The organism is Cyanobium sp. Maggiore-St4-Cus (assembly GCF_024345615.1).
In the GTDB taxonomy this organism is placed as follows: Bacteria; Cyanobacteriota; Cyanobacteriia; order PCC-6307; family Cyanobiaceae; genus Cyanobium_A; species Cyanobium_A usitatum.
Genome location: NZ_JAGQBL010000007.1, coordinates 70,196 through 93,570 on the forward strand (window position 1 = coordinate 70,196; position 23,375 = coordinate 93,570).

Sequence of the window (23,375 nt, forward strand, 5' to 3'; positions counted from 1 at the left end):
GCCAATAATACACCTGTACTGGCAGGTAAGGAGGGGAGGCGCCCTCGCGGCCACTAGCGCATCCTGCCGGAACCAAAACCTGGGCCACCTGCAGCCGAGAACACTCAAACCAGCAGAGCCCTCACGACCTGCAGCCGGAACAACTCCCGAGCCGCTTTCACACGGTCTCTGGCTTAAACCCCACAATCCGCCCGCTTACGGGCAACAACCTCGGGCGCCAGCCAAGCGCCGGTGCTGCCGGTGGCCCGCCAAAGGGTGAGGCGCAGGGCATCCCGAAGCAGCTTGCGGTGCTCGCTGGGGCTGGGGGTAGGCAAATCAGCCGGGCCAACGCGAATGCCCTGGCTGCCGAGGGCAATGCGGGCAAGGACTACGGCGCGGGCGGTGTGATCGGAATCGGTGGCAATCCACACCCGGGCAATGCGAGGCGAGGGCTGGTGGCGCAACCAGTGGGCGAGGGCGGTGATCTGGGTGGCGGTGTCGAAGCCCTGGAGCAGTTCGGGTGTGGGCTGGGGTGGCGGCGTACCTCTAGGGCAGCGAATTAACAGGTGACGAGGGGGCTTAGACAGCGCTTGGCCGATGCGATCGGCTGCGGCGAAGCGACCTGAGCCACCATCCAGCACCACCACCAGATCGCTACCAGGACCAGGCTTGGGAACCGGAGAAACAAGCGGAACAATCCAGGGCCAGGTCAGCCACAGCCCTGCAGCCGACGTTCCAAGCAACAGGGCAACCAACACCTGGCGACGCATCTGGCCAAACAGCACTAGCGGCAAGCACGCTGCACCACCGTCCGCACAGCCTCGGCATAGCCCGCCATCTGCTCGGGAGTGATGGTGGGGTGCACGAGGAACATCAGGCTGGTGTCACCGAGTTCGCGGGCAACAGGCAGGCGCTCGGCGGGGGCCAAACCTGCCTCCTGGAAGCACTTTTCCAGATAGATCTCGCTGCAGCTGCCGGAGAACGCTGGATAACCAAGCGCGGCGATCTCCGAAAGGATGCGATCACGACTCCAGCCATCAGCGAGAGCATCCGGTCTCACGAAGGCATAGAACTTGTACCAAGCATGGGTGAGCCACTCAGGAGGCAGGGGGACATGCACGGCGGACAGGTCGCGCAAAGCCTCGGCCAACTGCAGCGCGTTGCGGGTTCGAGCGGCAGTCCACTCCGGCAGGCGCTGGAGCTGGATGCGGCCGATGGCGCTTTGCAGTTCGGTGAGGCGGAAGTTGGAGCCGAAGCGCTCATGCAGCCAACGGAAGCCGGGCGGGTGCTCGCGGCCGAACACGGCGTCGTGGGTTTTGCCGTGGTCTTTGAAGGCCCACATGGCATCCCAGAGATCTGCGCGGGAGGTGGTGACCATGCCGCCTTCACCAGCGGTGCTGAGGATCTTGTCTTGGCAGAAGCTCCAGGCGGCCACATCACCGAAGCTGCCAACGGACTGGCCATTGATCCGGGCGCCGTGGGCTTGAGCGCAGTCTTCGATCACGGCAATGCCGTGGCTTCTGGCCAGATCGCAGATGGCATACATGTCTGCGGGCCAGCCACCCAGGTGCACCACGGCGATGGCCTTAGTGCGGGTGGTAATCAGCGGAGCAATGGTGGCTGCGGTGATGGCGCCGGAATCGGGATCCACATCGGCAAACACCGGATTGGCGCCCAGCAGCACAGCGCTGGATGCGGTGGCGATGAAGGTGCGCGGCGTGGTGATGAGTTCATCGCCTTTGCCCAGCCCGATCGCCAGGTACGCGGCAGAGAGGGCCAAGGAGCCATTGGCCATGGCGATGGCATGGTTGCTCCCGCACCAGAGGGCGTACTCCTGCTCGAAGGCCTTGGTGTCCTGCCCGGTCCAGGTGTTCACCTTGCCGGAAGCGAGCACACTGGAAGCGGCGTCGATCTGCTCGGTATCGAAGTGAGGCCAGGGGGCGAGGGTCACGGGCGAAGAAACAGGAATCAGGGATAGATCAGGGTCTGGGCAAGACACGGGCCGGTATCCCCACGGCGGTAACGCCATCTGGGAGATCACGCACCACAGCGGCGCCGGCACCAACGGTGACATCGGCGCCAATGCACACCTGCTGGATCACGGAGGCGCCGATACCAATCCAGCTCCGGGAACCTACCTGCACCTCACCAGCTAAACGAGCGCCGGGACAGATGTGGACGCCACCTGCAAGCTGGGCGTCGTGGTCGACGCTGCATCCTGTATTGAGGATGGAACCAGCCCCGATCGAGGCCAGAGCCTGCACGGCCGCATGGGCAAAAACCACCGAACCGGAAGCGATCTGCGCTGAGGGCGACACCCAGGCGGTGGGGTGGATCAGCACAGGCAGTGCATAACCTGCTGCAACAAGTTGCTCAATCCAGTTCAGGCGAGCTGTGGCGTTACCGAAGGCCACCGCGGCTGAGGCGAACTGATCACGCTGGGCGGGTTCAAGGGCCAGGGCCAGGGGGCCAAGAACGGGGAAACCGAGCACGGAGGGCAGGGGATCGGGGCCGTTGCAGCGATCGTCGAGGAAGGCAACCTCTGAGAAGTGAGCACTGGCTATGGCCGTTTCAGCAACTACCTTGGCGTGGCCGCCTGCCCCAAGGATCAGCAGAAGGCTCATTGATCAGCGGTGTTGCCAGTGAAGGGCGCCATGGTGGCCTCACCGGCAGCGCTGATGCCCTCGCGGCGGAGAACTTTCAAAATGGTGAACAGGACGATGCGAAGGTCGAGCAAGAAGTTCTGGTGATCCACATACCAGACATCAAGGCGAAACTTTTCTTCCCAGGAAAGGGCATTACGCCCGTTGATTTGGGCCCAGCCGGTGATGCCGGGACGCACTGCGTGGCGACGAAATTGCTCAGAGGTGTAAAGGGGCAGGTATTCCATCAGCAAAGGGCGAGGCCCCACCAGAGTCATGTCACCGCGCAGCACATTCCAAAGCTCGGGCAGTTCGTCCAGACTGCTGGCGCGCATAAAGCAGCCAAAAGGTGTAAGGCGCTTCGCGTCGGGGAGCAAAGCGCCATCGGGACCTCGCTCGTCCGTCATGGTACGGAACTTGACCATGGTGAACGGCCGCCCCTGCAAACCCGGCCGCACCTGGCAAAAAAGAACCGGTCTTCCCAATTTTTGGCGGATCAGCCAGGCCAAGACCAGCAAAGGAAAGGCCAGCAAAAGAAGGGTCATAGTTGAGGACAAGATATCAAAAAAACGCTTCATTCAGCACCCTGCGTATTAAGTCGTCTTTTCAAGATTACATTCAAGGACGTCAAGAGTGCCGTACCCCGTTCGACATGATGCCCAAATACTCGTTGGCAAGCTTGGGATAGCCGCGATTTTCCAACAGCCAAGCCTTCCCCCGAGCACCAATTAGCAACCGCTCTTGGGGGTCCATTTGGGCATAACGATGGACCTCTTGTACAAGGGCGGCGACATCACCAGCAGGTACGTAGGTTCCGCAATTAGCTTCGTTGATCATCGACGGATAACCTGTATAGGAAGCCACCACGGGCTTGCCAGCCATCATGTAATCGATAACCTTATTCAAAGACTGACCGTATTGCCAAACCTTGGAAAGATGGACAGAAAAATACAGCAGATCGCACTTGGCCAAAACAGATTGCACCATGGCCTTTGAAACTTTTGGCCCAAAGGTCAAGTTGTTGAGGTGTGCGTATTTATTTCGATAGGCATCGCGCAAATCACCATCCCCCACCACCAAGAAATGGATGCTTAACTGATCTTTCATGGCTTCAGCGCAATCCAAAAAGGTGCCTAACGCGTTGGTGATACCTATAGACCCCACATGTGCCACAACAAACTTCCCACGAGGAAAATAAGTGGCTTCGTAGTCATCTGGCAAGCACTCTAGTGTTGCAAAAGCTTCAGCATCAATGCCCATGGGTATGCAATGCGTAGGCATTGGGTAACCCAGCACACGCTGGACATGCTCACCCAAGTTGGGCATAGTCCCCACAATGGCATCGGCATACTTGTAGCCCAATCGTTCAACGACACCCAAACTCCAAACGAAGGGGTTAGACGGCCTGAAGCCACCCTCCTCGACGAGGGTAAGTGGCCAAATATCGCGTACCTCAAACACTAGACGACATTTGTAGCGGATACGCCACCACAGTCCGTTCAAAACGGTTAGCAAAGAAAGGCTGGACACCACAACCACATCGGGCTTGGGCAATTTGTGCGTAGGCAGCCATAACAACCGCCATTCAAAGTGCAGCCAGCTCAAAATGCGGCGCGCTGACTTGGCCACCGAGTACTTCATAGTGCGCACCCAGCAAAGCTGTATGCCATCCACCTGTTGAAACAAAAAACCAGTCTCTAAATGTGGCGGTTCCGCCAACTGGTTGGAGTCGGAAGTGATGATCGCCACCCTGTGCCCCATAAGGGACAATTCTTTCATCAGCAAATAGCCACGGCCACCCGCCGTGCCACTGCCAGGCGGTGCAACGTACTTCGATACGTACCAAATGCTGGTGCTCATGCGTGGGTCAATATTTGCAAAGCTTTGGGATTGCATTGATCACTGGAATAACCTTGTCAAATTCCATGCCAATCGCATCCAGATACCACTTGATATTGGGATAGCGTGGGCGGTTTTCGTCGTTCACCAATACCAGCGCTTCTTCGCGGGTCATGTCGCCCTCGCGAATCTGATTGCTGCGGAAGGTGTCATGCTCAGTAAAACCCGCCACGGTATAATAGATATAATTATAAATGGCGGCAGTTCCATCACCAATGCGCCAGGTCGTGTTGGTATCCGGAGCGGTTTCCCAGTCGTATTGGTTGATCAAGGTATCATCAATGACTTTCTCGTCCCAGCGCCAGTAGTCGAAGATATGGTAATAGTCCGTCTTTTTGTTAAAGCTACGGTAATACTCGCCCGACAAAGTGTCCCAAAGGGAGCTGTTAAAATAGCCTGGACTATGCGACATGGCCTTGAGACGCAACCACTGGTAGCGCAGCTGTTTCATCGCACCACTTGAATAGACTTTTTCTTCCTCAAAGTCAGGTGGAACCCCTAAAAATCCCGCCTTAAAATGCGTTACCTCAAGTGGATTCACGCCCCACAAGTTAAGGGAAATACCAGTTTGCTGTTTGACAGTCTCCACATGGCGGAAGAAGTGTTTGTCGCCCGCCGTCAAGATGCTCACCATTCCCAAATTCGGCGACCTCAGCCAGGCATGAAAGTTCTTGGCGATATTGCGGCGCTTGAGAGCGATATCATCAGCCACGATGATGTTCTCTATACCCATCTCAGCGCACATGCGACTGATGTTGCGGCGTCCCAAATCCGTCACCATACCCCAGTCATAGGTGTAGGTGATGGGTTTCATCTTCAGCTCTTTGACAATTAGGTGCAGCCCGTAGCAGCTATCGCGTCCACCAGAAAATGGAACTATACAATCATCACCATGCGACTTACGATATGGCTCCACCAAATTGAATATCTCCTGAACTGGCTTTGGCCGGTTACGCGGCTTGTAGTTCCTACAGTAATTGCAAACACCATGAACATCAAAACGGATGTACGGCATGGTTTCCGGGAGGATGCAACGCACACATCGCTTGCCGCTGTAAGGCTTGAACTCCAGCATTTTCTCCTCACCAAGATGGCAACCCAAGGTGGGGATGAGATTAGTTGTATGACAATCAAGATCCTTAATTGAGGGTTCACCGTTACATTGAGGGATGTCGATAATTCTGCTTGTGTCCTTGATTTGCTCGATTTCTACACAATCCAGCTCAGTAAGTGGAAATTTCTCAGAAGAGAAATAATAACTGTTACCCTTGCGGCCAAGAAAAAGACTGCCGTTATTGGATAAAAGGCATAGCTTGCCGAGCCGTGGTAGGGCTATTGCACAAGAAATGACACCCTTACAAAGTTCAAGGACCTTAGAGGCAATATCCTCTACTTTACCGGTATGATCCAAGACATCAGCGGCAATTGCTGCGATTATCTCAGTATCGATCTGTTGTAAACGCTGTCTACCTAGAACGGGCCAGACAGACTCGTCGTTAACTACAATACCATTGTGGATCACGCAGACTGAATCGCGATAGACAGGCTGATTATCTGCTAAACCATTAGTAACAAGGCGGCTGTGGCCGATGAGACATTTGCTTGAATTGAGATCAAGGGTCTTCAACAGCTTGGAGATCGCAAATGGCGCTCTATAGATCTGGCAGTGCATATCACATACCAGAAAAAGACCACTGGAATCCTTACCCCTCTGCTGGGCATGTTGAGCCAGCAAAGAAAATTCAGATTTGGAGACCGGTGATTCAGAAATAATTCCAAAAATGCCGCACATAAAATTTGATTTGATGACTTTAAATTTGAACTTGGCATTTCAACAATCTAAAGCAAATACTTGTAAGCTTTTTGCAACCTTGCAGCCTGGACTTCCCAGCCAAGCTCAGATATATCTCTTGGAGACCTGATCAGAGGCGAGTCAACAATCGCTAAAATGGCTTCCTTGATTGATTTGGAATCAGGATTACAGCAGACCCCAAGTTCATATGTAGTCACAACCTTCTCTATTTCAGGGAAATTCGAAGCCAAGACCCCAAGTCCAGCAAAGGAATATTCAAACAGCTTATTCGGAAGACATAAGTAGTCGCTTAGAGAAGCATCCTCAATCAAACAAAGGCCAAAATCGGCACTAGACACGAGGGGCACAACTTGCTCATGTTTTACCGGAGAATGATAATGAACGTTTGTATATTTCTCAGAGGCTTCGTTGATAACACCTGTAAGGCGCCCAAAGCCAATAAAGACTACGTGTGCGACTCCCTGAAGAGTGCTAAAGGCTTCCAAGCAGAGCTCAATACCTCTGCCCGGTCCTAAAATTCCTAGATAAACAAAAATTGGAAGACCCTGCGGAATTCCGAACTTTTCAATCCAATAGTTATCGCAAATTTTATAGGATTGCCTTATGCTGTTGGGATCATAGGCCGGTGAATTAAGGACTAAAATACTCTCCTTTCGGCCAAGAGTATCTTGATACCATCGGATAATTGAGTCACTTACAGAAACCAAAAGATCAACCTCGCTCCAGCAAAATCTTTCAATAGCAAGTGTCGCCTTCGAAAGAATGATGCTTTGCCCATTCTTATTTGACTCAAGTTCATGTGCGTCATAGACCAGGTGGCTGCCAAAAAGTTTTTTGACAAACCAACCAGCTGGGAGTGCAAAAGTATCGTGACAATGTACAATTGCAGGCTTTGGGAAAAGCGTTTTGGAAATCAGCGTTATACGTACAGTGAATTCTATAAGCGTAAATAAGTATAGTATCGGTCGCGGAAAGAGACTCAACGACCCAGACAAAAGGGGCATCTTAAAACAATATGCATCATTAACATATTGAGAGACTGAAATAAAGCCATCTGCCAAGCCAATTGCTGTTACTATAATCTCACTACTTTGAATAAGAGCAGCAATTTCTTTGGCAATGCGACTGTCATTATGAATGTCGGTATTTGAAATGTGGAGAGCATGTTTCATGTTGGTGATTTCCCAAAAGGTAACTGGCAAAGAACGTAAACTTGGATAATACAAAAATCAACATGATCAACCATACTTAGCAGAAATCGATGGAAAAAAGTCAAAGATAATTCCCATTGCAGAGGCAAAGCTTCAAATCAACAGCTGAAATGACAGATAACATAGAGAAATATTACTAACGACGCGCTCAGAAACTTGGCCAACATTGTGAGTTGCAAATAGAATGATTAATAAAGGGTATTGCAAAGCTTCTCGATAAATTCAAAAGGACAGACCAAGAGAAGACTGTGGCATTCTAAACAATTTAAAAAATGATATAGAGGCTTCAATAGTTGAAAAAGACATGTTGCTAGCAGAGCCAAAGCCACAAGTAACTAATGGCATAAATCGGAAGGCATTATTTGCCTAAAATTTAAATATATTAAAAGAGGACATAAAATCAGGAAAAGGAGCTATGCAGCCCTGAGGATGAGGCTGGAAATAGGGGAGAATTAATGATTGGCAGTAAGATCGAATTTCATGAAATTTGTCTTGTCACGAATACAAATATCTGCTATTACAGCTATAGAAGAAATATTAAGCCAAAAGAATGGCTGATTCAACATGCCACTCCCCAAAAAGGAAGAAAGAACAAAGATTGGAATCCAAGTAAATCTCAAAAATGGAGAAACAATCAAAAAAGAGTGAATATCTGCACAATTAATATATCTAAGTGGATAATTTCGAAAGGCTTTCCATGTTTCATACAACCAGGCACAGAAGAGCACGAATGGCAATAGACCTAACTCAACAAGCATCTCAAGTAGTACAAAATGAGGGCTACCTACTAGTTCTTTGCCAGCCGGTAGAAAACTTATCAAACCTTCTGCGAACCTACCTACACCAAGTCCAAGAAATCCCGAACTTGCAGATAATTCTAGAGACGAATAATAAATAGCAAGCCTCATGTCCGTAGAGGTGTCATTAGCACCATCGAGTTGATCTGCAATCCTGGAGACCAGTAGAGAAGAACGTGAAAAATTAACTACATTTGCTAGAAAGTAAAAGACAAGAAAAGTGCAAGCGATAAGGATAAAAGATTTAATAATCACTGAGACATAAGGCGGCAAGGCCCCAGTTGAACTCAGCATATAGACGGAAAACTTATATAACAATAATGCCCCAGCAAGTACACAGGCAAGTCGTGAGACAGTGAGGAAGACTAAAATTAAGCTTGCATACCCTAGCGAACTAAACAGTAATTTTTCTCGCTGTTTTATCGCGTTTACCGAGCCTAGTTCCATAAATGGAAAGGACAAAAGTAGGAACGATGCAAATGTGTTTGGGTTACCAAAGACACTAGCAGATCCCAGGAAAATACTACCATAAACTTTTTCAGGCAAACTATCAAAATAAGGAGAAGGGAATCTGAATCCTGATATCATTTCATATAACCCTAGTCCACCGGCCAGCAAAAGGACTATCGACCAAAGAAAACAAATAGTTATTTGAGGCTTTTTTAAGCTAGAAAGTGATGCATAACAGCCTATGCAGATAGTGGCAAAGGCAATAAGTCTCAGCGAATCTTGGGTATTATCTGATATGTGCCTAAACACAAGCGATTGAGGAATGGAAATGGCGATAACTAAAACATTAAATGGAAGAAAAAGACTTGCAGCCCTGATAGGGCATTTTCTTCGAAGTACAAAGAAGAAAAGATATGCCAGCAGAAGACCTGACGCATAATAAAAAGCAAGTCCAGCACTCCCTAAAATTGGTGCAGATAAGGAAAGCAGAAAAATCAATAAAAGCAATAACCTAATCATCTATAAAATCTGAAAGGTAAGATTTGTGCCCATAAAGATTTCAAAGTGCGCAACAGAAGGTGAATCAATTCTAGATCTTGTTTCTGAAATAAAATAAAATGAGCGGGGCTAACTCCGGTGAGCTTTTGGACCATAAATATCCTTATCAAAAAATCTAGTGAATAAGAAATTGATGTCGACAGAGCGGCGCCATTTAACCCCATTCTTGGAGTTAAAATTAAGTTAAATACAATGTTTACAAAAAGAACCACTACCGCCAAAAACATATTAAACTCGGGTTTGCCACGAGCTGCTACATCATTAGCCATGACACGCGAGCAAGACAATAAAGTGATTCCCGGGAGAAGTACTAAAAAAGGCACTACAGATCCAGAAAAAGCAGATCCAAAAGTAATGGGAATCAGAAGAGGAAAAAGTAGAGCTGCAAATAATGCAACGGAAATGGATAGTACAAGCATCCATCGTGAAAGCAATGGCGTCAAGAGGCTCCTTTTGGCCTCGTCATTAGACAACTCGGATAATCTCGGAAGGATTACAGAGCTAGTAGCCTGAGAAAGAATCCATAGGCTTTCAGCTATATTGACAGCGACAACATAAAAGCCTGTAGCGGCAGTACCAAGAAAAAAGTTAACGATAAATATATCTGCTTTGTAATTCAGAAACTGCACAATATTGCCTAGATGTGCTTTGGAGCCATATGAAAGAGCTTTCCATAGGTATGAACTTGGAAAAAGCTGTGAGCAATTCTGAAGCTCAGCTTGCAAAGCGTTAAAGCTGAATACAAGCGTAATGAGGACCGAAAAAAGCAGGGAAGCAATTAACCAGCTGGGATTGCTTACATTAAAGTAAAGTAGCAAAACTACAATTAAGAGCTGAGCAATTGGCTGCACAAAGCCTAGCCTGTTCAATAGCTGAAAGTTCTGCTTAGACTGGAGTAACCCAGAAATCAGAGCAACAAAGAGACTAGGTGGAAAAGTTGCAAGGCCAAGCCAAAGTGCCAATTGAGGAACACCTGTAAACCATTGAGGCCGGAGCTCCAACAGGGAGATGCCGATTGAGATACCAACAAAGCTAATCAGACAACCAAGCCGTAAAGTTGTGTCCCATGCTTTTCGCAGAGAAACATTTGAGGCTGCTACAAAATAAACATTTGCAGGGTTGATGCCCAGGTTTAGGAAGGTGGCCAAGGTAGTTGGCAGCAGCATCGCAATAGCGATCACTCCACTGCCACCTGGCCCATAGAAACGGGCAATTAGAATCTGCGACAAAAGATAAAAGAAAGCCGCACCTACTTGCCTGCCCATTGTGTAGCTTATATTTTCAATTAATTTCCGTAAGCCAAGATTATTCAATGCGCAGCTCTCGAGTCGACTTTTTGGTGATTTGCTAAAACGGAATGATAGCTTTCATTGAGGATTCTGATGATTGAATCTTCGCTAAACCGCTCTGCGCATTCACGTCTAAGTTCACTGGCTTTATACCTACTGATATTGTATTTGAGATGAAGCAGCGCCGCCGCTAGTTGCTCTATATCTCCGTTTTCCACTAAAATACCATTTGATTCTGTAACAATATATTCGGGTCCGCCGCAGCGGGTGGCCAAAAGAGGTAGGCCCATAGCCAAGGCTTCGATAAGCACGACCCCGAATGTCTCTACCTGACTGGATAGCACAAAAGCATGAGCGCCTGCCATGGCAGAAAGAACTTGATCACGGCTAAGCATCCCAAGAAACTGCACCTTATCTGCAATGCCAAGCTGAGAAGATTGCCGGATCAGTTCGGCCGTATGAGGACCACTGCCAGCCAATTGAAGAATTACATCATTACAACTACGAAACTCCTGGGCGAAGGCTCTCAATAGTAGATCAACTTTTTTAATTGGGGTGTGGAAGCAAACATTTAGGAAAACAAAAGGTGACCGGCATCGATTAGGAAGAGGAGTTTCGAGAAATGGGCGTGCAACGATGTTTGGCATAACTCCCCAACGGCCTCCAACAGAGCCCAACTCCTGCTCGAGCTTCCTAGCAAACGTTGGGCTCACCGCCCAACGCTCCTGAGCGCATGACGCAATTTTCCGACACTTAGAAATCTGATCATCAGATAGAAGTCGACGAGCAAATGCGGTACTGTGCTCAGTAATGACATACGGGATGCGGCGGCTATTCCACAGTTCAAGAGCCGCTAGGCCTGCAGGAAGCATCGAATGAACGTGGATTAAGTCTGGCCGACCATTATCTCGCTCATAGCAAGTATAAAGATTCTTAAGTAGGTGAGCTTGCCATTTCTCTCGTAAGCGGGGTAGACATGGAAATAAATTTGAGCCATAGACTCGAAAAGTTTGTACCAGTTCGTCTTCAAATACCTTTGGTTTTGAGACCTTTAAACGCCATTGCCTTATATTCTTGAATGAAGACAGGTTGGCAGACAATACGGACACTTGACAACCAATTCTTGATAAGGCAATTGCCTGTTCGCGGAAAAAGACACCATTGCAATCGGCGGGGCTAGATGGATACCACGAAGGGAGAATAAGAACTTTCATTTGATTTACTAAATTATTAATTTATTGATTTATTGACGTTAAAACTTCTTCTCGCCTACGGCAATCACGCAGTAGCCATCAAGTAGACCTTGCTGAAACGGCCTAAAGCATAATCCAACGATAGATAGCGCTAAGTGTCGCAAGGAATCTGCGTAGAGAGGGGGCAGCGTGCCAGCAGCTCTTACATTTATGTTGATCAACCCAGACCTCTCCATTATCAGAGCAAGCTCAAAAGGCGCTATTGGGTTGATATGGCCGTAGGAAAGATTATGCTTCTGAAAACCGAAAAATGTACCCGTCAATAAGTAATAGATTCTGGTTAGCCATGATGCTGTGTGCGGAGTGCTTACAATAACTAATCCACCTGGCTTTGCCAAGGATGCAAGGCTTCGAACATAAGACCAGGGATTCTCAAGGTGCTCTATAACTTCGATGCCAAGCACAGCATCAAACGCAGATTCATTTTTTTTAACAAATGCTTCAAGAGCACCGGGCTCGTCAAAATCAATCAATTCATACTCGAAATCAGTACCAGAAGTCTTAAAATCTTCGAGGTTGCTATCAATGGCTTTTACTTTATAGCCTAATTCTGAAAGTCGAAGAGAAAGAGCTCCCTGCCCCGCTCCCATATCCAATATCCTTGAACCTGGAGGGCAGAGGCTTTGAATAACGTTGGCAATGTCACGGTGAAGCCCCTTATCAGCACGAATCAACAAGCCTTTATAGTACTCAAGAGTTTTTTTACCTGCAAAAACAAACTTGTTATCTAAAAAAGTTGACATTTGTGTGATTTTGTTGGATTGAGTTTCAGGCAAGCAAAAAAAACGAGCTAGGCGCCAGCACCGTAGAAGCCATCAGTTAGCTGAGCATTATGAAAAGTTGGGCGAAGATATTATGCACTTAGTGGCTATCTCGAGCGAACCAATATCTCTGCCCATCTCAGATGGCTACCCCTGCAAGATCTGCTCCTAATATCTTAACTCAGAAAAGAAGAAAAGGTCATATGTTTAACCTTTAAAGATCTTTGGGCATTTTGAAAACATTGTCAATACTCTAGTGGCAGATGCACTGTGCATCCATCCCGCGCTGCGCGATAGGTTCCACTTAGCAACTCCAAGCTACGCAGACCCTCGCGCCCATCACATTGGGCTTCTCCTTTCCCCTGCAGAGCATCGAGAACGTTGGCGTAATAGGGAGGATGGCCAAAGCCATAGACACTGGTGGTGGCGTAGCTGGCCTGCTCAACTTCAGCGTCATCTGGGCTCTGATCGGCAAAAGCCCAATGTTCAATCTTATTGACTGCAGGCCCACCAATGCGAACAGTACCAGTTTCGCCTAACAGTGTGATCGAACCCTCAAGGTTCTTTGGATAGGTAAGCATTGTCACGGCCATAGTTCCTAGAGCACCGCTACGCCAACGAAGCTGTAGGGCAGCGGTGTCTTCCACTTCGATCGAGCGTCCCAGAGTTGCAATCGAGGCGCTCACGCTTTCCACTGGCCCGACTAGCCAATCGAGCAGGTCCACGTAGTGGCTGGCCTGGTTCATCAAAGCTCCCCCGTCAAACTCCCAAGTACCGCGCCAGCTGTCCTGGTCGTAATAGCTCTGGGGGCGCTGCCAGAACACATTCACTGCCACCATTGCCAGCCGCCCAAAGCGGCCTGCTTCCATTTGACGTTTCACCAGCTGCAAGGTGCTGTTGAAGCGGTTTTGCTTCACCACAAACAGATGCACGCCGGCCTGATCGCATGCCTTCACCATCGCTATCCCATCGGCCCAACGGGTGGCCATCGGCTTTTCAGTACACACATGCAGCCCCGCCTCAGCCGCCGCAATCACCTGGCCCGCATGCAGGCCACTGGGTGTGGCAAGCACCACCAGGTCCACTGGAGTTGTTCCGTTCTGGGCGGCAGCTATCAGATCTGGGAGGCTACTGAACTGAGCCGGATTGGTGGTAGCTCCTGGGTGCTCTAGAGCTTGTTCAGTAATGAAATTCTGGGCTTGCTCCAGCCGCTCGGGCTGGGTGTCACAAATAGCGATGAGTTCGGCCCGATCATGGTGGGCGGCGATCGCCTTGATGTGATTAGCGCTGATCCGACCGCACCCCACCAGGGCGATACGGATGCGGCGATCAGTGATTGGGTTGATGGGATGAAGCATTGAAGAAGGCCGCCTGCAAGGGTCGATAGAAAGAAGAATTTTTGGTCAAAGCGTGAGCCCCAACCATGCTGACGCGTGCACCAGAGATCAGGCCCGCACGATCTGGGCGCCCGGGGTCAATCGCCCGCGCGTGTCAATCAGCAGCTGGCTGTGGGAGGCGATTAGCTCATAATCAAAAGCATCGTGATCGGTGGCGAGCACCACCGCATCAAACGCGGCGAGGGTCTCCTGCGTGAGGTCAACGCTACGGAGGGCAAAAGTATGTTTCCGCATTGGAGGAAAGCTCGCAAAGAAAGGGTCGCTGTAGTGCACCTCGGCACCCTTGGCCCGGAGAAGCTCCATCACCTCCACCGAAGGCGACTCCCGCATGTCGTCGACGTTCTTCTTGTAGGCAATGCCCAGAACCAGCACCTTGCTGCCCTTCAACGGTTTGCCCAAGTCATTGAGCGCATCCATCGTTTTCTCGATCACATAGGCCGGCATGGCCGAATTGATCTCGCCAGCCAATTCAATAAAGCGCGTGTGCATCCCAAATTCCCTAGCCTTCCAGGTGAGATAGAACGGATCGATGGGGATGCAATGCCCCCCCAGGCCAGGCCCCGGGTAGTAGGGAACAAATCCAAAGGGTTTGGTGGCTGCAGCCCGGATCACCTCATAGAGATCGATACCCATCCGATCAGCCAAGGGCTTGAGCTCGTTCATTAACCCGATATTCACCGCCCGGTGGATGTTTTCTAGCAACTTGGTCATCTCGGCGGCGCGGGTACTGCTCACCGCCACCACTTCACTGATCGCCTGCTCATACAAGGCCACACCCACCACACCGCAGGCAGCCGTGCTGCCCCCCATCACCTTCGGGATGTTGGCAGTATTGAAGCGAGCGTTGCCGGGATCTTCGCGCTCCGGCGAATACACCAGAAAAATATCCTCACCAACCGTGAAGCCCCGTTGCTCGATCAGGGGCCGCAGCTCTTCCTCCGTGGTGCCTGGATAGGTGGTGCTCTCAAGGCTGAGCACTTGGCCAGGGCGAAGATACGGCAGCAATGCTGCCATCGTGTCGCGGATGTAGCTCAGATCGGGCTCCCGGTATTGATTCAGCGGTGTGGGCACACACAGAATCAGGGCATCAGACTCTGCAACCCGTGAAAAATCGGTGGTTGCCTCAAGCAGCTGTTGCCGCTGGGCCAGAGCCACCCGCTCACCATCAATGTGCTGGATGTAGCTGCTGCCTTGGTTGATCGCATCGGCCTTGGTCTGATCGATATCAAGCCCAAGCACTCGGTAGCCCACTTCCGCATAGGTGAGCGACAGGGGAAGCCCCACATAGCCGAGGCCCACAATCCCGATCAAGGCCTGCTTGCTGCGCAGCTTCTCGAGCAACTCAGCCTGGATGCTTCCACTGGGAGAGGATTGAATTGGGGAGAGATGGGTCATGCTGCAGAGTGAATCAAAGTGAGTTGCAAAGCGCCGGCAAGGGCGGAGACCACACGATCTTGATCGGCGACGCTGAGCCAGGGGTGCATGGGCAGGCTCATCACCCGCTCACTGGCGGCCTGGGCTAGCGGGGTATGGCAACCGTTGCTGCAACGGCTGTGCTTACAGGTGAGCGCCGGTTGTTGGCACAGCAGGGTGGGGTAGTGCACGGCCGTTGGGATGGCCTTTTCCTTAAGCGCAGCCTGCACCTCGGCTCTGTTTTCCACCTGCACCGTGTACTGGGCGAAAACGCTGGTGTTGCCTTCAGTGAGCTGAGGGGTGGTAGTAATCCCGGTTTTATTGAGCTTGTGGCTGTAGGCCGCACCAATCCGGCCCCGGGCCTCCACTTCTTGCTGGAAATTGGGCCATTTGGCCAAAAGAATCGCGGCCTGAAGCGTGTCGATCCTTCCATTCACACCCAGGTCGCTATGGAAATAGCGACGCTCCTGGCCGTGCCGGGAGATGCGCCGCATCCTGTCGGCCAATGCAGGATCGTTTGTAAAACAGGCGCCGCCATCGCCATAGCCACCCAGGGGCTTGGAGGGGAAAAAGCTGGTTGTGCCGATCGTGCTCAGACTGCAACTACGGCGCCCCTGCTGGGTGCTCCCGAAGCTTTGAGCGCCGTCTTCAACCACGGGTAAGCCATTCCGATCGGCAATCGCATTGATCGCCGGGAAATCAGCCGGCTGCCCATACAAGCTCACCGGGATGATCGCCTTGGTGCGAGGGCTGATCGCCTGCTCGAGCTTGGCTGGATCGAGGTTGTAGCTGGCTGGATCGATGTCCACGTACACCGGCGTAGCACCAAGAAGGGCGATTGTTTCCGATGTGGCAATGAAGGAAAACGGCGTGGTGATCACCTCATCACCGGCCTTCACCCCTAGAGCCATCAAGGCGATCAGCAGGGCATCGGTGCCGCTGGCCACCGCAATGGAGTGGTCCACGCCCACGTAGGCCGCAAGGGTGTGCTCCAACTCCTCCACCTCCGGGCCGAGGATGTAGCGGCCATGGTTGAGCACCGCGGCGATGCGGGCATCCACGGCCTCCCGAATGGTGCGGCCGTCGGGCAACCGCTGCTGCTGCTGAGCCTCAAGGTCTATGAATTGCATGAAATGTTTAGGGCTGGCCGTTGAAAGGAGCTCGATTCACCAGCTGTTCAGCCAGGGAACGGGCGGTGGTCCACTTGCCACCAAAAACGGAGAGCAAGCGGCCATCCCGTTGCACATCCGCCTCACGGCTGGCGCTGGAGAGATCGGCCCTGCTGCGCACGATGATCGGCCGCAGGCCCGAAAACCATCTGCCCTGTTGTTGAGCCATCGACAACCAGGCCGGCAGGTAATGCTCTAGCACTCCTAACAACTGCTTTTGTTCCGCTTCACTCACCCGTACCGGCTCGTTCAGCGATTGGGCTTCCTCGGTGGTGCCTACCAATAACTCGCCCTTGTAAGGAAGCAGGAAGGCGATACGCCGACTGGAAGGCACCTCCACGAACAAACCGTGCTTGGGCAATGCAAGTGCCGGTGATGGTGGCACCAGAAGGTGGCTACCGCGTACCAGATCCAATTGCACAGAGCTTGGGATCTCGGATCGTTCGAGCAGATCAACTGCCCATGGTCCACAGGCGTTGACTACCCACGCAAAAGCATGATTGGACGTGATTCCGTTGGCACTTGTTTGAACAGTGAGCTCTCCTTTGGTGGTGACCTCACGAACATCGCAGCCTTCATGGATCTCCACGCCGGCGCGCTGGGCCTGATCAAGAACCCACCAACCGAGGGCTTGCTCATCCATCTGGCCGTCCCAGAACTGCCAGGCTCCCTTCAGACCTTCAGTGGAGAGTTGCGGATAGAGCTCCAAGACTTGATCCGGCCTCAGCCAACGAGCAAAGCCTGGCAACCGCCCAAGAGCGAGGCCGTCGTAGAGGCCAAGACCTGCTCGCCATTGCCAAGCGGGCCTGTGTTGTTGGCGATAAATCGGCAGGAGGAGTGGCAGCCAATGGGCATGCTGAGGTACTTCCCGTAGCCAAGAGGCCCGTTCCCGCAGGCTCTCGGCCACCAAAGCCAGATGGCCCTGTTCGAGGTAGCGAAGGCCCCCGTGCAACAGCTTGGTGCTGGCGCTGCTCGTTTGCGCCAGGCAGTGCCCCCGTTCAAACAGCTGGACATCCCAACCGCGCTTGGCCAACTCCCAGGCGATGCAGAGGCCGTTGACGCCGCCTCCAACAACACCAACATGACCCAGTGCCATCTCCCTGGTCAGCTCATCGGGCTCATTTGGTCGGCTGGCTTGTGAAGGAGCTGCTCACCCTTGAGCTCATAGCAATCGCCGGTATGGGGACAAATCCAGCTACCGCATCCGGCCAGCGGCAGGTCAACCCGCTCTCCATAAGCGCTCATCCAACCCAGCTGACGCGCGGGCACACCCACCATCAACGAGAAGGGTTTCACATCCCGGTTGATCACCGCACCTGCGCCCACAAAGGCGTGATGTCCAATACGCGTACCGCACACGATCGTGCAGTTGGCGCCCAGAGTGGCACCACGTTCCACCCAGGTGTCGCGGTATTCGTCCTTTCTGGAAACAGCCGAGCGTGGATTATACACGTTGGTAAACACCATGCTTGGTCCGCAGAACACGTCGTCCTCCAGGGTCACATTGTCGTACACCGAAACGTTGTTCTGGATCTTCACGTTGTGGCCGATCCGCACACGATTGCCCACAAACACGTTCTGCCCCAGTGAACAGCGCTCACCGATCACAGCACCTCCGCAAACATGCACCCAGTGCCAGATGCGGCTGTTGGCACCGATCGTCGCACCCTCATCAACGAGGGCCGTCGGGTGAATCGTGGCTGAGGGGTGGATGGTCACTGTTGGGGTGATGCGGCGGGCTGGGTTAAGAGCTTGGCTGTCGGCAGGGGTCAGGAAGAGAGCTGGAGCAGTGCTCAGGATCGAAACTCACATGGCGCAGCGCACCAGCGTTGGTTGGGGCTGCACCAGCTCCCGAATCGCCTGGGGAAGGATCTGCATGACGGCGCTCCTCGCTCGAGCAGGGGCTGCCACCAGCCCTGGTGGGTGAGAGTCCACTCCACCGTGCGCCGCAAGCCCTCCTGCACGTTTACTTGCGGCGTCCAGCCCGGCTCCGCTTCGATCTTGCTGGCATCCAATCGCATGGCGCCGGTCGTGGTCAGGCCGATGCCGCGGAGGTGGATGCGATTTTTCATTGCTGAATAACAATCAAGATCAGAGGCGCACCAGCTGCTGGCGGAGCTCCTCGCGGAACTGGGCCACCGTGCTCCGCAATCCCTCCGCCAGTGGTATGCACCCCTTCCATCCCAACGCAGCTAGCCGGCTCACATCCAGCTGTTTCTTCGAGGTGCCATCGGGTTTGCTGGCATCCCAAAGGATTTCGCAGGTGAAGCCTGTCGCAGCGGCCACCGCTTCGGCCAGCTCACGGATCGTCAGATCCACGCCGGTGCCCACATTGAGGAACTGCTGATCTTCCGGCCCTGGCTGCCAGTGCTCCAGCGCGAACACGCAGGCCTCGCCAAGATCATCCACATGCAGGAACTCCCGCAGGGGGGTGCCGCTGCCCCAGCAGGTCACGCTGCCGGCGCAGCACGTGGCTGTTGGTGGGGTGGTAGTTGTCTCCCGGGCCGTAGAGGTTGGTGGGCAACTGCTTCGCAGAAGGCTTCGCCTACAGGCTGATGGCATCAAAACCGTGTTGCAGACGCAGCGCATGGCACAGCTTGATGCAGTTGATTTTGGCGATGGCCTACCACTCGTTGGTGGGCTCAAGCGCCCCGGTGCGCAGCGCTTCCTAGCGGATCGGCTGCTCGGCGAGCTTCGGATAGATGCAGATGCTGCCCAGAAACAGCAGGCGCCGCACGCCGCTGCGCCAGGCCGTGTCTATCACGCTGGTCTGGATCTTGAGGTTATCGAGCAGGAAATCAGCTGGATAGGTGTTGTTGGCCTGGATGCCGCCCACCTTGGCCGCCGCCAGCACCACCACCGTGGGCTTGTGCTCGCTGAACCAGCGCTGCACAGCCGGGCCGCGTGGCCGGCCACGAAAATGCGGTCGGCAGGGTTGATCAGGCAATCCATCAGCTGATGCCTCCCGCTTGGTCCACAAGTGGACTAAGTTGGTTGCCGATGGATCCGCACCCCATGGCTGAGCGTGTTGTGAATGTGCATGAGGCCAAAACCCACTTTTCACGCTTAATCGATGCCGCCCACGCCGGCGAAACGATCCTTGTGGCCAAAGGAGGCAAGCCCTGGGCGCGCTTGGTGCCTCTCGAGCAGCCTCGCCCGCGCCGCCAGGCCGGAGTCCTGGCTGGCATCATCACCCTGCCAGCACCGGAGCTACTGCTGGAACCTCTGCCAGAGGAGGAGCTTGCTGCCTTGGAGCAGCCTCTCCTCTGACCTTGCTCGTGATGACGCAGCTGTTGCTCGACACCCATGCCCTCCTGTGGTGGCTGGCTGAGCCGGATTGTCTCTCCCCTGCCGCACACGCCGCGATCAGCGATCCCGCCAATTCGGTCGTTGTGAGCGCCGCCTCCGGTTGGGAGATCGCCACCAAGGTGCGCTTGGGCAAGCTGCCAGCGGCCAAGGAATTGCTCGATGATCTGCCCGGGTTGCTTGCAGCCCAAGGGTTTCAGCTGTTGCCGATCACCCTGCAACAGGGCCTGCATGCTGGCAGCTACCCCATGCCCCACCGCGACCCCTTTGATCGTCTGCTGGCCGCCCAGGCTGAGCTGGCCAGGCTCACCCTGGTGAGCGTGGATCCAGCGCTTCAGTCGTTCCCCTGCAGGCTTCTCTGGTAGCGGCATCAGCTCTTTTCTCCAGCGGCCGCTACGGCAGAGGGATTGGTGGGCTGCGTTGGCGACGCTAAGTCCGGACGCTCAAAAACAACCTTAGAGGTGTTGCTTCAGCTGTTGGCGGCCAGCCAGGCGGATAGGTCGGCTGGGCACTGGAAGTCGAGCAGGGCGTCGGCCAATGATTCCAGCTGCTCCAGCGGCAGGGCCTGGAACTGGGCGGTAGTGGCGGATTTCTTCCCGGGGGGTGCCGGCAATCACTATGATTTCTGCCTCGGTGAGCTGGGGAAAACGTTGCACCAGCATAGGCAGCACAACCGTGTCTAGATCAGGCCGACTGGCCAGGATCTGCTGACTGCTGGCCGCCAGCTCGCTCTCAGGCCGCACAGGCAGGGTTGGGCCGAGCGGATCAGATCGGGGGCGCTATGGAAGACCCGGTAGTACCAGCGGTCGGTGTTCACTGGCTGCGTGCACTTGTTGGAGGCAGGTCAGCGATAGACCTCGCGTCGATGGCCGATGCGCACCACCAGGATCACCAGTTCGCTGCGCTGCCATTCATAGACAACGCGGTAGTTCCCTACACGCAACCGCCGCAGTCCTTCAAATTCACCCTTGAGGGCAGAGCCGGCGGCTGGGGTGTCGCAGAGCAGGTTGATGGCCTCAACCAGCCGCACCCGGTCAGCTTTCGGCAGCGCGGCCAACGCCTTTGCCGCAGAACGTTTAATCCGCAGCGAGCAGCGCATCTCGCACCTCAAGCCAGTCGAGAACAGGGTCGGCAGGGTCCTTCAGGGCTGCCACCCCACAGCGCAAATCCTCGATGTCGTCGAGGTAGTACTCGATTGCCTGACGAATGATGTCGGCTCGGCAGCGGTTGAGCTGCTGTGCCGCTGCATCAAGCTCGGCGCCGAGGGTGTCGGGAAGCCTGGCCGTGACCTGAACCATGGGAGTCACCGCGAAGTCGCGGAGATGTCAATGACATTAATGTAGGGCCACAGCCCACGTTTTAGGCCTGGCCAAACAGGGCTTCAGGTTCGGCTTCACTGATCAGGATTGAGATGCACCAGCACCTCCAGAACGATGATCTCGGGTGTCAGCCCCAAATACACAGCCCGCTACGCCAGTGCGCCGATTGCGGTGCGGCAGTGATGCAGTGGGCTGGCTTGATGCAGCAGCGGGTGGGGGCCTTCAATTAGGTCTCCGTGCTGGCTGGCTGCTCAAACACGCCGTAAGCCATTTGATCGTTTCAGGCAACACGTTGGTGGCGAGCAGAACGTTCACGCCAGCACCCTCATCACCCTCGGTGCGGATTGAGGGGCAGGCCAGTGCCAGCCCCAGATTTAGATCTGGCAGATCGGCTATGACGCGAAGGCCCCGCTTCAGGCGTTGGCGGCCAGGTCGGCCGGACCCTGAAAGTCGAGCAGGGCATCAGGCGCAGGCAATCAAGCGCACCTGCAAAGCCTGGACCCGCTGAAATCCGGCATCACCCGTGATGATCACGGCATCAGGCCCCAGTTGCAGGCAGCAAGCCGCCTGCAGGGCATCGGGTGTACGCAGCCCATGGTTGGCGCGCAATTGCGTCGCCAGCTCCACCACAGATGAGCTGAGCTCCACAACCAGCAGATCCGGCTGGGAAAACAACGCCTCAAAACGATCCAGGCAGGCTTGATCACCCTGCCGCAGTGGAGCCACACGACACTCCAGCAGGCTGAGGCGGCTCACAGCCAGTGGGAGATCAGGTGCCTCGACAGCAAGCTGATGGAGGGTTGCCTGGGTGGCTTCGGCCCATCGGGCCTCACCATCCACCAAATAGATCAGTGCGCTGGCATCCAGGAAGGCAATCACCAGTTGCGCTCAGTTGCCAGCTCAGCATCGATCTCAGCCTTGCTGCGCGGGCTCGTGGATGGCGGCAGGGCCAGCAGCCACTGCAACGCCGATGCTTCAGCCACAGGAGCTCGTGATGCCTGCAGCTGCAGCTGGCGATAGTGCTGCTCACTCAGCACCACAGCAGCCGATCGGTTGCGCTTTAACAAATGGACTGGTCCATGCTGCAGCGCCTGCTCAATCGCTGCAATCCCACGGCGCTTGAGCTCAGCTGAGGTGAGCGCGTTCTGCTGATCCATGGCACAGCGATCGCTGGAGCCTAAAGCTTAGTACCTAAAACAGTACTGGAGTGTCGAGGGCATCGCAGTGGCACCTCGCAACCAGGGGCAATCAACAGGCGGCTGAAAGGATCGTGGTGCACCAGAGGGAGCTGGGCAGTTTGAATCACATGACCATCCAGCACAGGCAAAAGCAGCGCACCAGCAGCGAGGCACTGGTGTCGAGCAGCAGGCGCATCAGCTGCCAAACATCTCAGCTACCAAACAGCCGTGCAACCTGTTGATCCACAGCCTCACTGAAAGCGGCATCCACATGGGCTGGCACGAGAGCTGGCTCTTGGCATCGAGCATGTTGACCTGCACGATCAGCAACCCTCTGTTTAGCTAACTTAGCCAGATGCCCTGAACCTGCGGCTGTGCCGGGATGGTCATGGCGCCTCCTCCTGAACCCGTTGCTCCAGCCTGGTGCGTAGCTGCTGAAAACAGGGCAGGTAGCAATCGATGATCTGAGCCGCAATGGCATCCGCCGTGGCGAGGTTGTAGGTATGGCTGGTGAGATTGCGGTCCCGCAAGGTGTCCCGCGATCCCAGCAGGAAGGCCTCGCCCTGGCTGCGCAGCAGATCGCGCAGGGTGTTCCAGGCGAGCTCGTAGGTGTATTCAAACGCCTTGATCAGCCCCTGCTGCTCGCGTTCATTTAACGCTGGAGGCTCCAGGAAATCCTCCAGGGGCTCCAAGGCTTTGCGCTAGTTGCTGAATGGGTACAACTATGGCGTATGAACGCAGAAGGGAAGGGAGCGGAACTCAACCTTCTCGAATCTGATACCCAAAGATCGCACATCAACAGAGCCAGATCTCGTTATGTGCATAACTTCCAATTCGTAGATTAAAGGCTAGCCTAAATCGCTTCTCTCGCTCCCAGTCATCACAGCGGCACTGCAACAGCAGATCTGCCCGCTCCGGTAGATAGGGTCAGTGTCAGAAGC

Annotated in this window: 25 protein-coding genes and 1 pseudogene; 2 read left to right on the plus strand and 24 right to left on the minus strand. The window is 53.8% G+C overall.

Annotation, left to right across the window (positions count from 1 at the left end):
* Positions 1-173: 173 nt before the first annotated feature.
* From KBY99_RS08350 to KBY99_RS08435, 18 genes and pseudogenes are all read right to left on the minus strand, one after another.
* Positions 174-773, minus strand: coding sequence for a hypothetical protein (locus KBY99_RS08350; protein ID WP_254998504.1), 600 nt, complete (start codon positions 771-773; stop codon positions 174-176).
* Positions 764-1,930, minus strand: a complete 1,167-nt coding sequence (locus KBY99_RS08355; RefSeq protein WP_254998506.1) for a DegT/DnrJ/EryC1/StrS family aminotransferase — start codon at positions 1,928-1,930, stop codon at positions 764-766. The genes KBY99_RS08350 and KBY99_RS08355 overlap by 10 nt, the downstream gene beginning before the upstream one ends.
* A gap of 28 nt (positions 1,931-1,958) precedes the next feature.
* The gene (locus KBY99_RS08360; protein ID WP_254998507.1) at positions 1,959-2,603 is read right to left on the minus strand and encodes an acetyltransferase; all 645 of its coding nucleotides are present in this window, start codon (positions 2,601-2,603) and stop codon (positions 1,959-1,961) included.
* A complete protein-coding gene (locus KBY99_RS08365) occupies positions 2,600-3,199 on the minus strand; it encodes a sugar transferase (protein WP_254998508.1) in 600 nt (199 codons plus the stop codon). Before KBY99_RS08365 ends, KBY99_RS08360 begins: the two co-directional genes overlap by 4 nt.
* A gap of 49 nt (positions 3,200-3,248) precedes the next feature.
* The gene (locus KBY99_RS08370) at positions 3,249-4,481 is read right to left on the minus strand and encodes a glycosyltransferase family 4 protein (RefSeq protein WP_254998509.1); all 1,233 of its coding nucleotides are present in this window, start codon (positions 4,479-4,481) and stop codon (positions 3,249-3,251) included.
* A gap of 7 nt (positions 4,482-4,488) precedes the next feature.
* Positions 4,489-6,312, minus strand: a complete 1,824-nt coding sequence (locus KBY99_RS08375) for a hypothetical protein (protein ID WP_254998510.1) — start codon at positions 6,310-6,312, stop codon at positions 4,489-4,491.
* A 47-nt stretch (positions 6,313-6,359) separates the two neighbouring features.
* Complete coding sequence (locus KBY99_RS08380; protein ID WP_254998511.1) at positions 6,360-7,505, minus strand: glycosyltransferase; 1,146 nt, start codon at positions 7,503-7,505, stop codon at positions 6,360-6,362.
* A 491-nt stretch (positions 7,506-7,996) separates the two neighbouring features.
* Positions 7,997-9,289, minus strand: coding sequence for an O-antigen ligase family protein (locus tag KBY99_RS08385; RefSeq protein ID WP_254998512.1), 1,293 nt, complete (start codon positions 9,287-9,289; stop codon positions 7,997-7,999).
* A gap of 17 nt (positions 9,290-9,306) precedes the next feature.
* Positions 9,307-10,662 (minus strand): oligosaccharide flippase family protein, encoded by a 1,356-nt coding sequence (locus tag KBY99_RS08390; protein ID WP_254998514.1) that lies wholly within the window; start codon positions 10,660-10,662, stop codon positions 9,307-9,309.
* Positions 10,659-11,852, minus strand: a complete 1,194-nt coding sequence (locus tag KBY99_RS08395) for a glycosyltransferase (RefSeq protein ID WP_254998515.1) — start codon at positions 11,850-11,852, stop codon at positions 10,659-10,661. Before KBY99_RS08395 ends, KBY99_RS08390 begins: the two co-directional genes overlap by 4 nt.
* A 38-nt stretch (positions 11,853-11,890) precedes the next feature.
* Entirely contained in the window at positions 11,891-12,667 is a 777-nt protein-coding gene (locus KBY99_RS08400) for a class I SAM-dependent methyltransferase (RefSeq protein WP_254998517.1), read from the minus strand.
* Between the two features lie 230 nt (positions 12,668-12,897).
* A complete protein-coding gene (locus tag KBY99_RS08405) occupies positions 12,898-14,010 on the minus strand; it encodes a Gfo/Idh/MocA family protein (protein ID WP_254998518.1) in 1,113 nt (370 codons plus the stop codon).
* An 87-nt stretch (positions 14,011-14,097) separates the two neighbouring features.
* On the minus strand, positions 14,098-15,444 hold the full coding sequence (locus KBY99_RS08410; RefSeq protein ID WP_254998522.1) for a nucleotide sugar dehydrogenase: 1,347 nt from the start codon (positions 15,442-15,444) through the stop codon (positions 14,098-14,100).
* Positions 15,441-16,592, minus strand: coding sequence for a DegT/DnrJ/EryC1/StrS family aminotransferase (locus KBY99_RS08415; RefSeq protein ID WP_254998524.1), 1,152 nt, complete (start codon positions 16,590-16,592; stop codon positions 15,441-15,443). Before KBY99_RS08415 ends, KBY99_RS08410 begins: the two co-directional genes overlap by 4 nt.
* A 7-nt stretch (positions 16,593-16,599) precedes the next feature.
* Positions 16,600-17,727 carry an FAD-dependent oxidoreductase gene (locus KBY99_RS08420; protein ID WP_254998526.1) on the minus strand — a complete coding sequence of 376 codons (1,128 nt, stop codon included), beginning with the start codon at positions 17,725-17,727 and terminating at the stop codon, positions 16,600-16,602.
* A gap of 8 nt (positions 17,728-17,735) precedes the next feature.
* Complete coding sequence (locus tag KBY99_RS08425; protein WP_315857976.1) at positions 17,736-18,350, minus strand: acyltransferase; 615 nt, start codon at positions 18,348-18,350, stop codon at positions 17,736-17,738.
* Between the two features lie 74 nt (positions 18,351-18,424).
* Positions 18,425-18,703, minus strand: a complete 279-nt coding sequence (locus KBY99_RS08430; protein WP_254998527.1) for a hypothetical protein — start codon at positions 18,701-18,703, stop codon at positions 18,425-18,427.
* Positions 18,704-18,722: 19 nt separating this feature from the next.
* Positions 18,723-19,527 (minus strand): annotated as a pseudogene (locus tag KBY99_RS08435) (GDP-L-fucose synthase family protein); the annotation flags it as partial.
* A 119-nt stretch (positions 19,528-19,646) separates the two neighbouring features.
* Here KBY99_RS08435 and KBY99_RS08440 point away from each other — a divergent pair.
* Both KBY99_RS08440 and KBY99_RS08445 read left to right on the plus strand, forming a co-directional pair.
* Positions 19,647-19,901, plus strand: a complete 255-nt coding sequence (locus tag KBY99_RS08440; RefSeq protein WP_254998530.1) for a type II toxin-antitoxin system Phd/YefM family antitoxin — start codon at positions 19,647-19,649, stop codon at positions 19,899-19,901.
* An 11-nt stretch (positions 19,902-19,912) separates the two neighbouring features.
* The gene (locus KBY99_RS08445) at positions 19,913-20,302 is read left to right on the plus strand and encodes a type II toxin-antitoxin system VapC family toxin (protein ID WP_254998532.1); all 390 of its coding nucleotides are present in this window, start codon (positions 19,913-19,915) and stop codon (positions 20,300-20,302) included.
* Positions 20,303-20,406: 104 nt separating this feature from the next.
* On the opposite strand, the gene KBY99_RS08450 is transcribed toward KBY99_RS08445, so the two are convergent.
* From KBY99_RS08450 to KBY99_RS08475, 6 genes are all read right to left on the minus strand, one after another.
* Positions 20,407-20,550 carry a DUF4351 domain-containing protein gene (locus tag KBY99_RS08450; RefSeq protein WP_106501113.1) on the minus strand — a complete coding sequence of 48 codons (144 nt, stop codon included), beginning with the start codon at positions 20,548-20,550 and terminating at the stop codon, positions 20,407-20,409.
* Positions 20,551-20,781: 231 nt separating this feature from the next.
* Entirely contained in the window at positions 20,782-20,994 is a 213-nt protein-coding gene (locus KBY99_RS08455; RefSeq protein ID WP_254929046.1) for a type II toxin-antitoxin system RelE family toxin, read from the minus strand.
* 19 nt (positions 20,995-21,013) lie between these two features.
* The gene (locus tag KBY99_RS08460; protein WP_106501115.1) at positions 21,014-21,235 is read right to left on the minus strand and encodes a ribbon-helix-helix protein, CopG family; all 222 of its coding nucleotides are present in this window, start codon (positions 21,233-21,235) and stop codon (positions 21,014-21,016) included.
* Between the two features lie 483 nt (positions 21,236-21,718).
* Entirely contained in the window at positions 21,719-22,135 is a 417-nt protein-coding gene (locus KBY99_RS08465; RefSeq protein WP_254998535.1) for a type II toxin-antitoxin system VapC family toxin, read from the minus strand.
* Entirely contained in the window at positions 22,132-22,413 is a 282-nt protein-coding gene (locus KBY99_RS08470; RefSeq protein ID WP_254998536.1) for a hypothetical protein, read from the minus strand. Before KBY99_RS08470 ends, KBY99_RS08465 begins: the two co-directional genes overlap by 4 nt.
* Before the next feature lie 407 nt (positions 22,414-22,820).
* Positions 22,821-23,126 carry a nucleotidyltransferase substrate binding protein gene (locus KBY99_RS08475; protein ID WP_254998538.1) on the minus strand — a complete coding sequence of 102 codons (306 nt, stop codon included), beginning with the start codon at positions 23,124-23,126 and terminating at the stop codon, positions 22,821-22,823.
* Positions 23,127-23,375: the final 249 nt, after the last annotated feature.

What these genes read in the sequence shown, in the direction of transcription:
- KBY99_RS08415 (WP_254998524.1), bottom strand. Translation starts at nt 16,592, where the DNA reads ATGCAATTCATAGACCTTGAGGCTCAGCAGCAGCAGCGGTTGCCCGAC.
- KBY99_RS08440 (WP_254998530.1), top strand. Translation starts at nt 19,647, where the DNA reads ATGGCTGAGCGTGTTGTGAATGTGCATGAGGCCAAAACCCACTTTTCA.
- KBY99_RS08410 (WP_254998522.1), bottom strand. Translation starts at nt 15,444, where the DNA reads ATGACCCATCTCTCCCCAATTCAATCCTCTCCCAGTGGAAGCATCCAG.
- KBY99_RS08470 (WP_254998536.1), bottom strand. Translation starts at nt 22,413, where the DNA reads ATGGATCAGCAGAACGCGCTCACCTCAGCTGAGCTCAAGCGCCGTGGG.
- KBY99_RS08405 (WP_254998518.1), bottom strand. Translation starts at nt 14,010, where the DNA reads ATGCTTCATCCCATCAACCCAATCACTGATCGCCGCATCCGTATCGCC.
- KBY99_RS08460 (WP_106501115.1), bottom strand. Translation starts at nt 21,235, where the DNA reads ATGGTTCAGGTCACGGCCAGGCTTCCCGACACCCTCGGCGCCGAGCTT.
- KBY99_RS08420 (WP_254998526.1), bottom strand. Translation starts at nt 17,727, where the DNA reads ATGGCACTGGGTCATGTTGGTGTTGTTGGAGGCGGCGTCAACGGCCTC.
- KBY99_RS08395 (WP_254998515.1), bottom strand. Translation starts at nt 11,852, where the DNA reads ATGAAAGTTCTTATTCTCCCTTCGTGGTATCCATCTAGCCCCGCCGAT.
- KBY99_RS08360 (WP_254998507.1), bottom strand. Translation starts at nt 2,603, where the DNA reads ATGAGCCTTCTGCTGATCCTTGGGGCAGGCGGCCACGCCAAGGTAGTT.
- KBY99_RS08375 (WP_254998510.1), bottom strand. Translation starts at nt 6,312, where the DNA reads ATGTGCGGCATTTTTGGAATTATTTCTGAATCACCGGTCTCCAAATCT.
- KBY99_RS08430 (WP_254998527.1), bottom strand. Translation starts at nt 18,703, where the DNA reads ATGAAAAATCGCATCCACCTCCGCGGCATCGGCCTGACCACGACCGGC.
- KBY99_RS08365 (WP_254998508.1), bottom strand. Translation starts at nt 3,199, where the DNA reads ATGAAGCGTTTTTTTGATATCTTGTCCTCAACTATGACCCTTCTTTTG.
- KBY99_RS08380 (WP_254998511.1), bottom strand. Translation starts at nt 7,505, where the DNA reads ATGAAACATGCTCTCCACATTTCAAATACCGACATTCATAATGACAGT.
- KBY99_RS08445 (WP_254998532.1), top strand. Translation starts at nt 19,913, where the DNA reads ATGACGCAGCTGTTGCTCGACACCCATGCCCTCCTGTGGTGGCTGGCT.
- KBY99_RS08370 (WP_254998509.1), bottom strand. Translation starts at nt 4,481, where the DNA reads ATGAGCACCAGCATTTGGTACGTATCGAAGTACGTTGCACCGCCTGGC.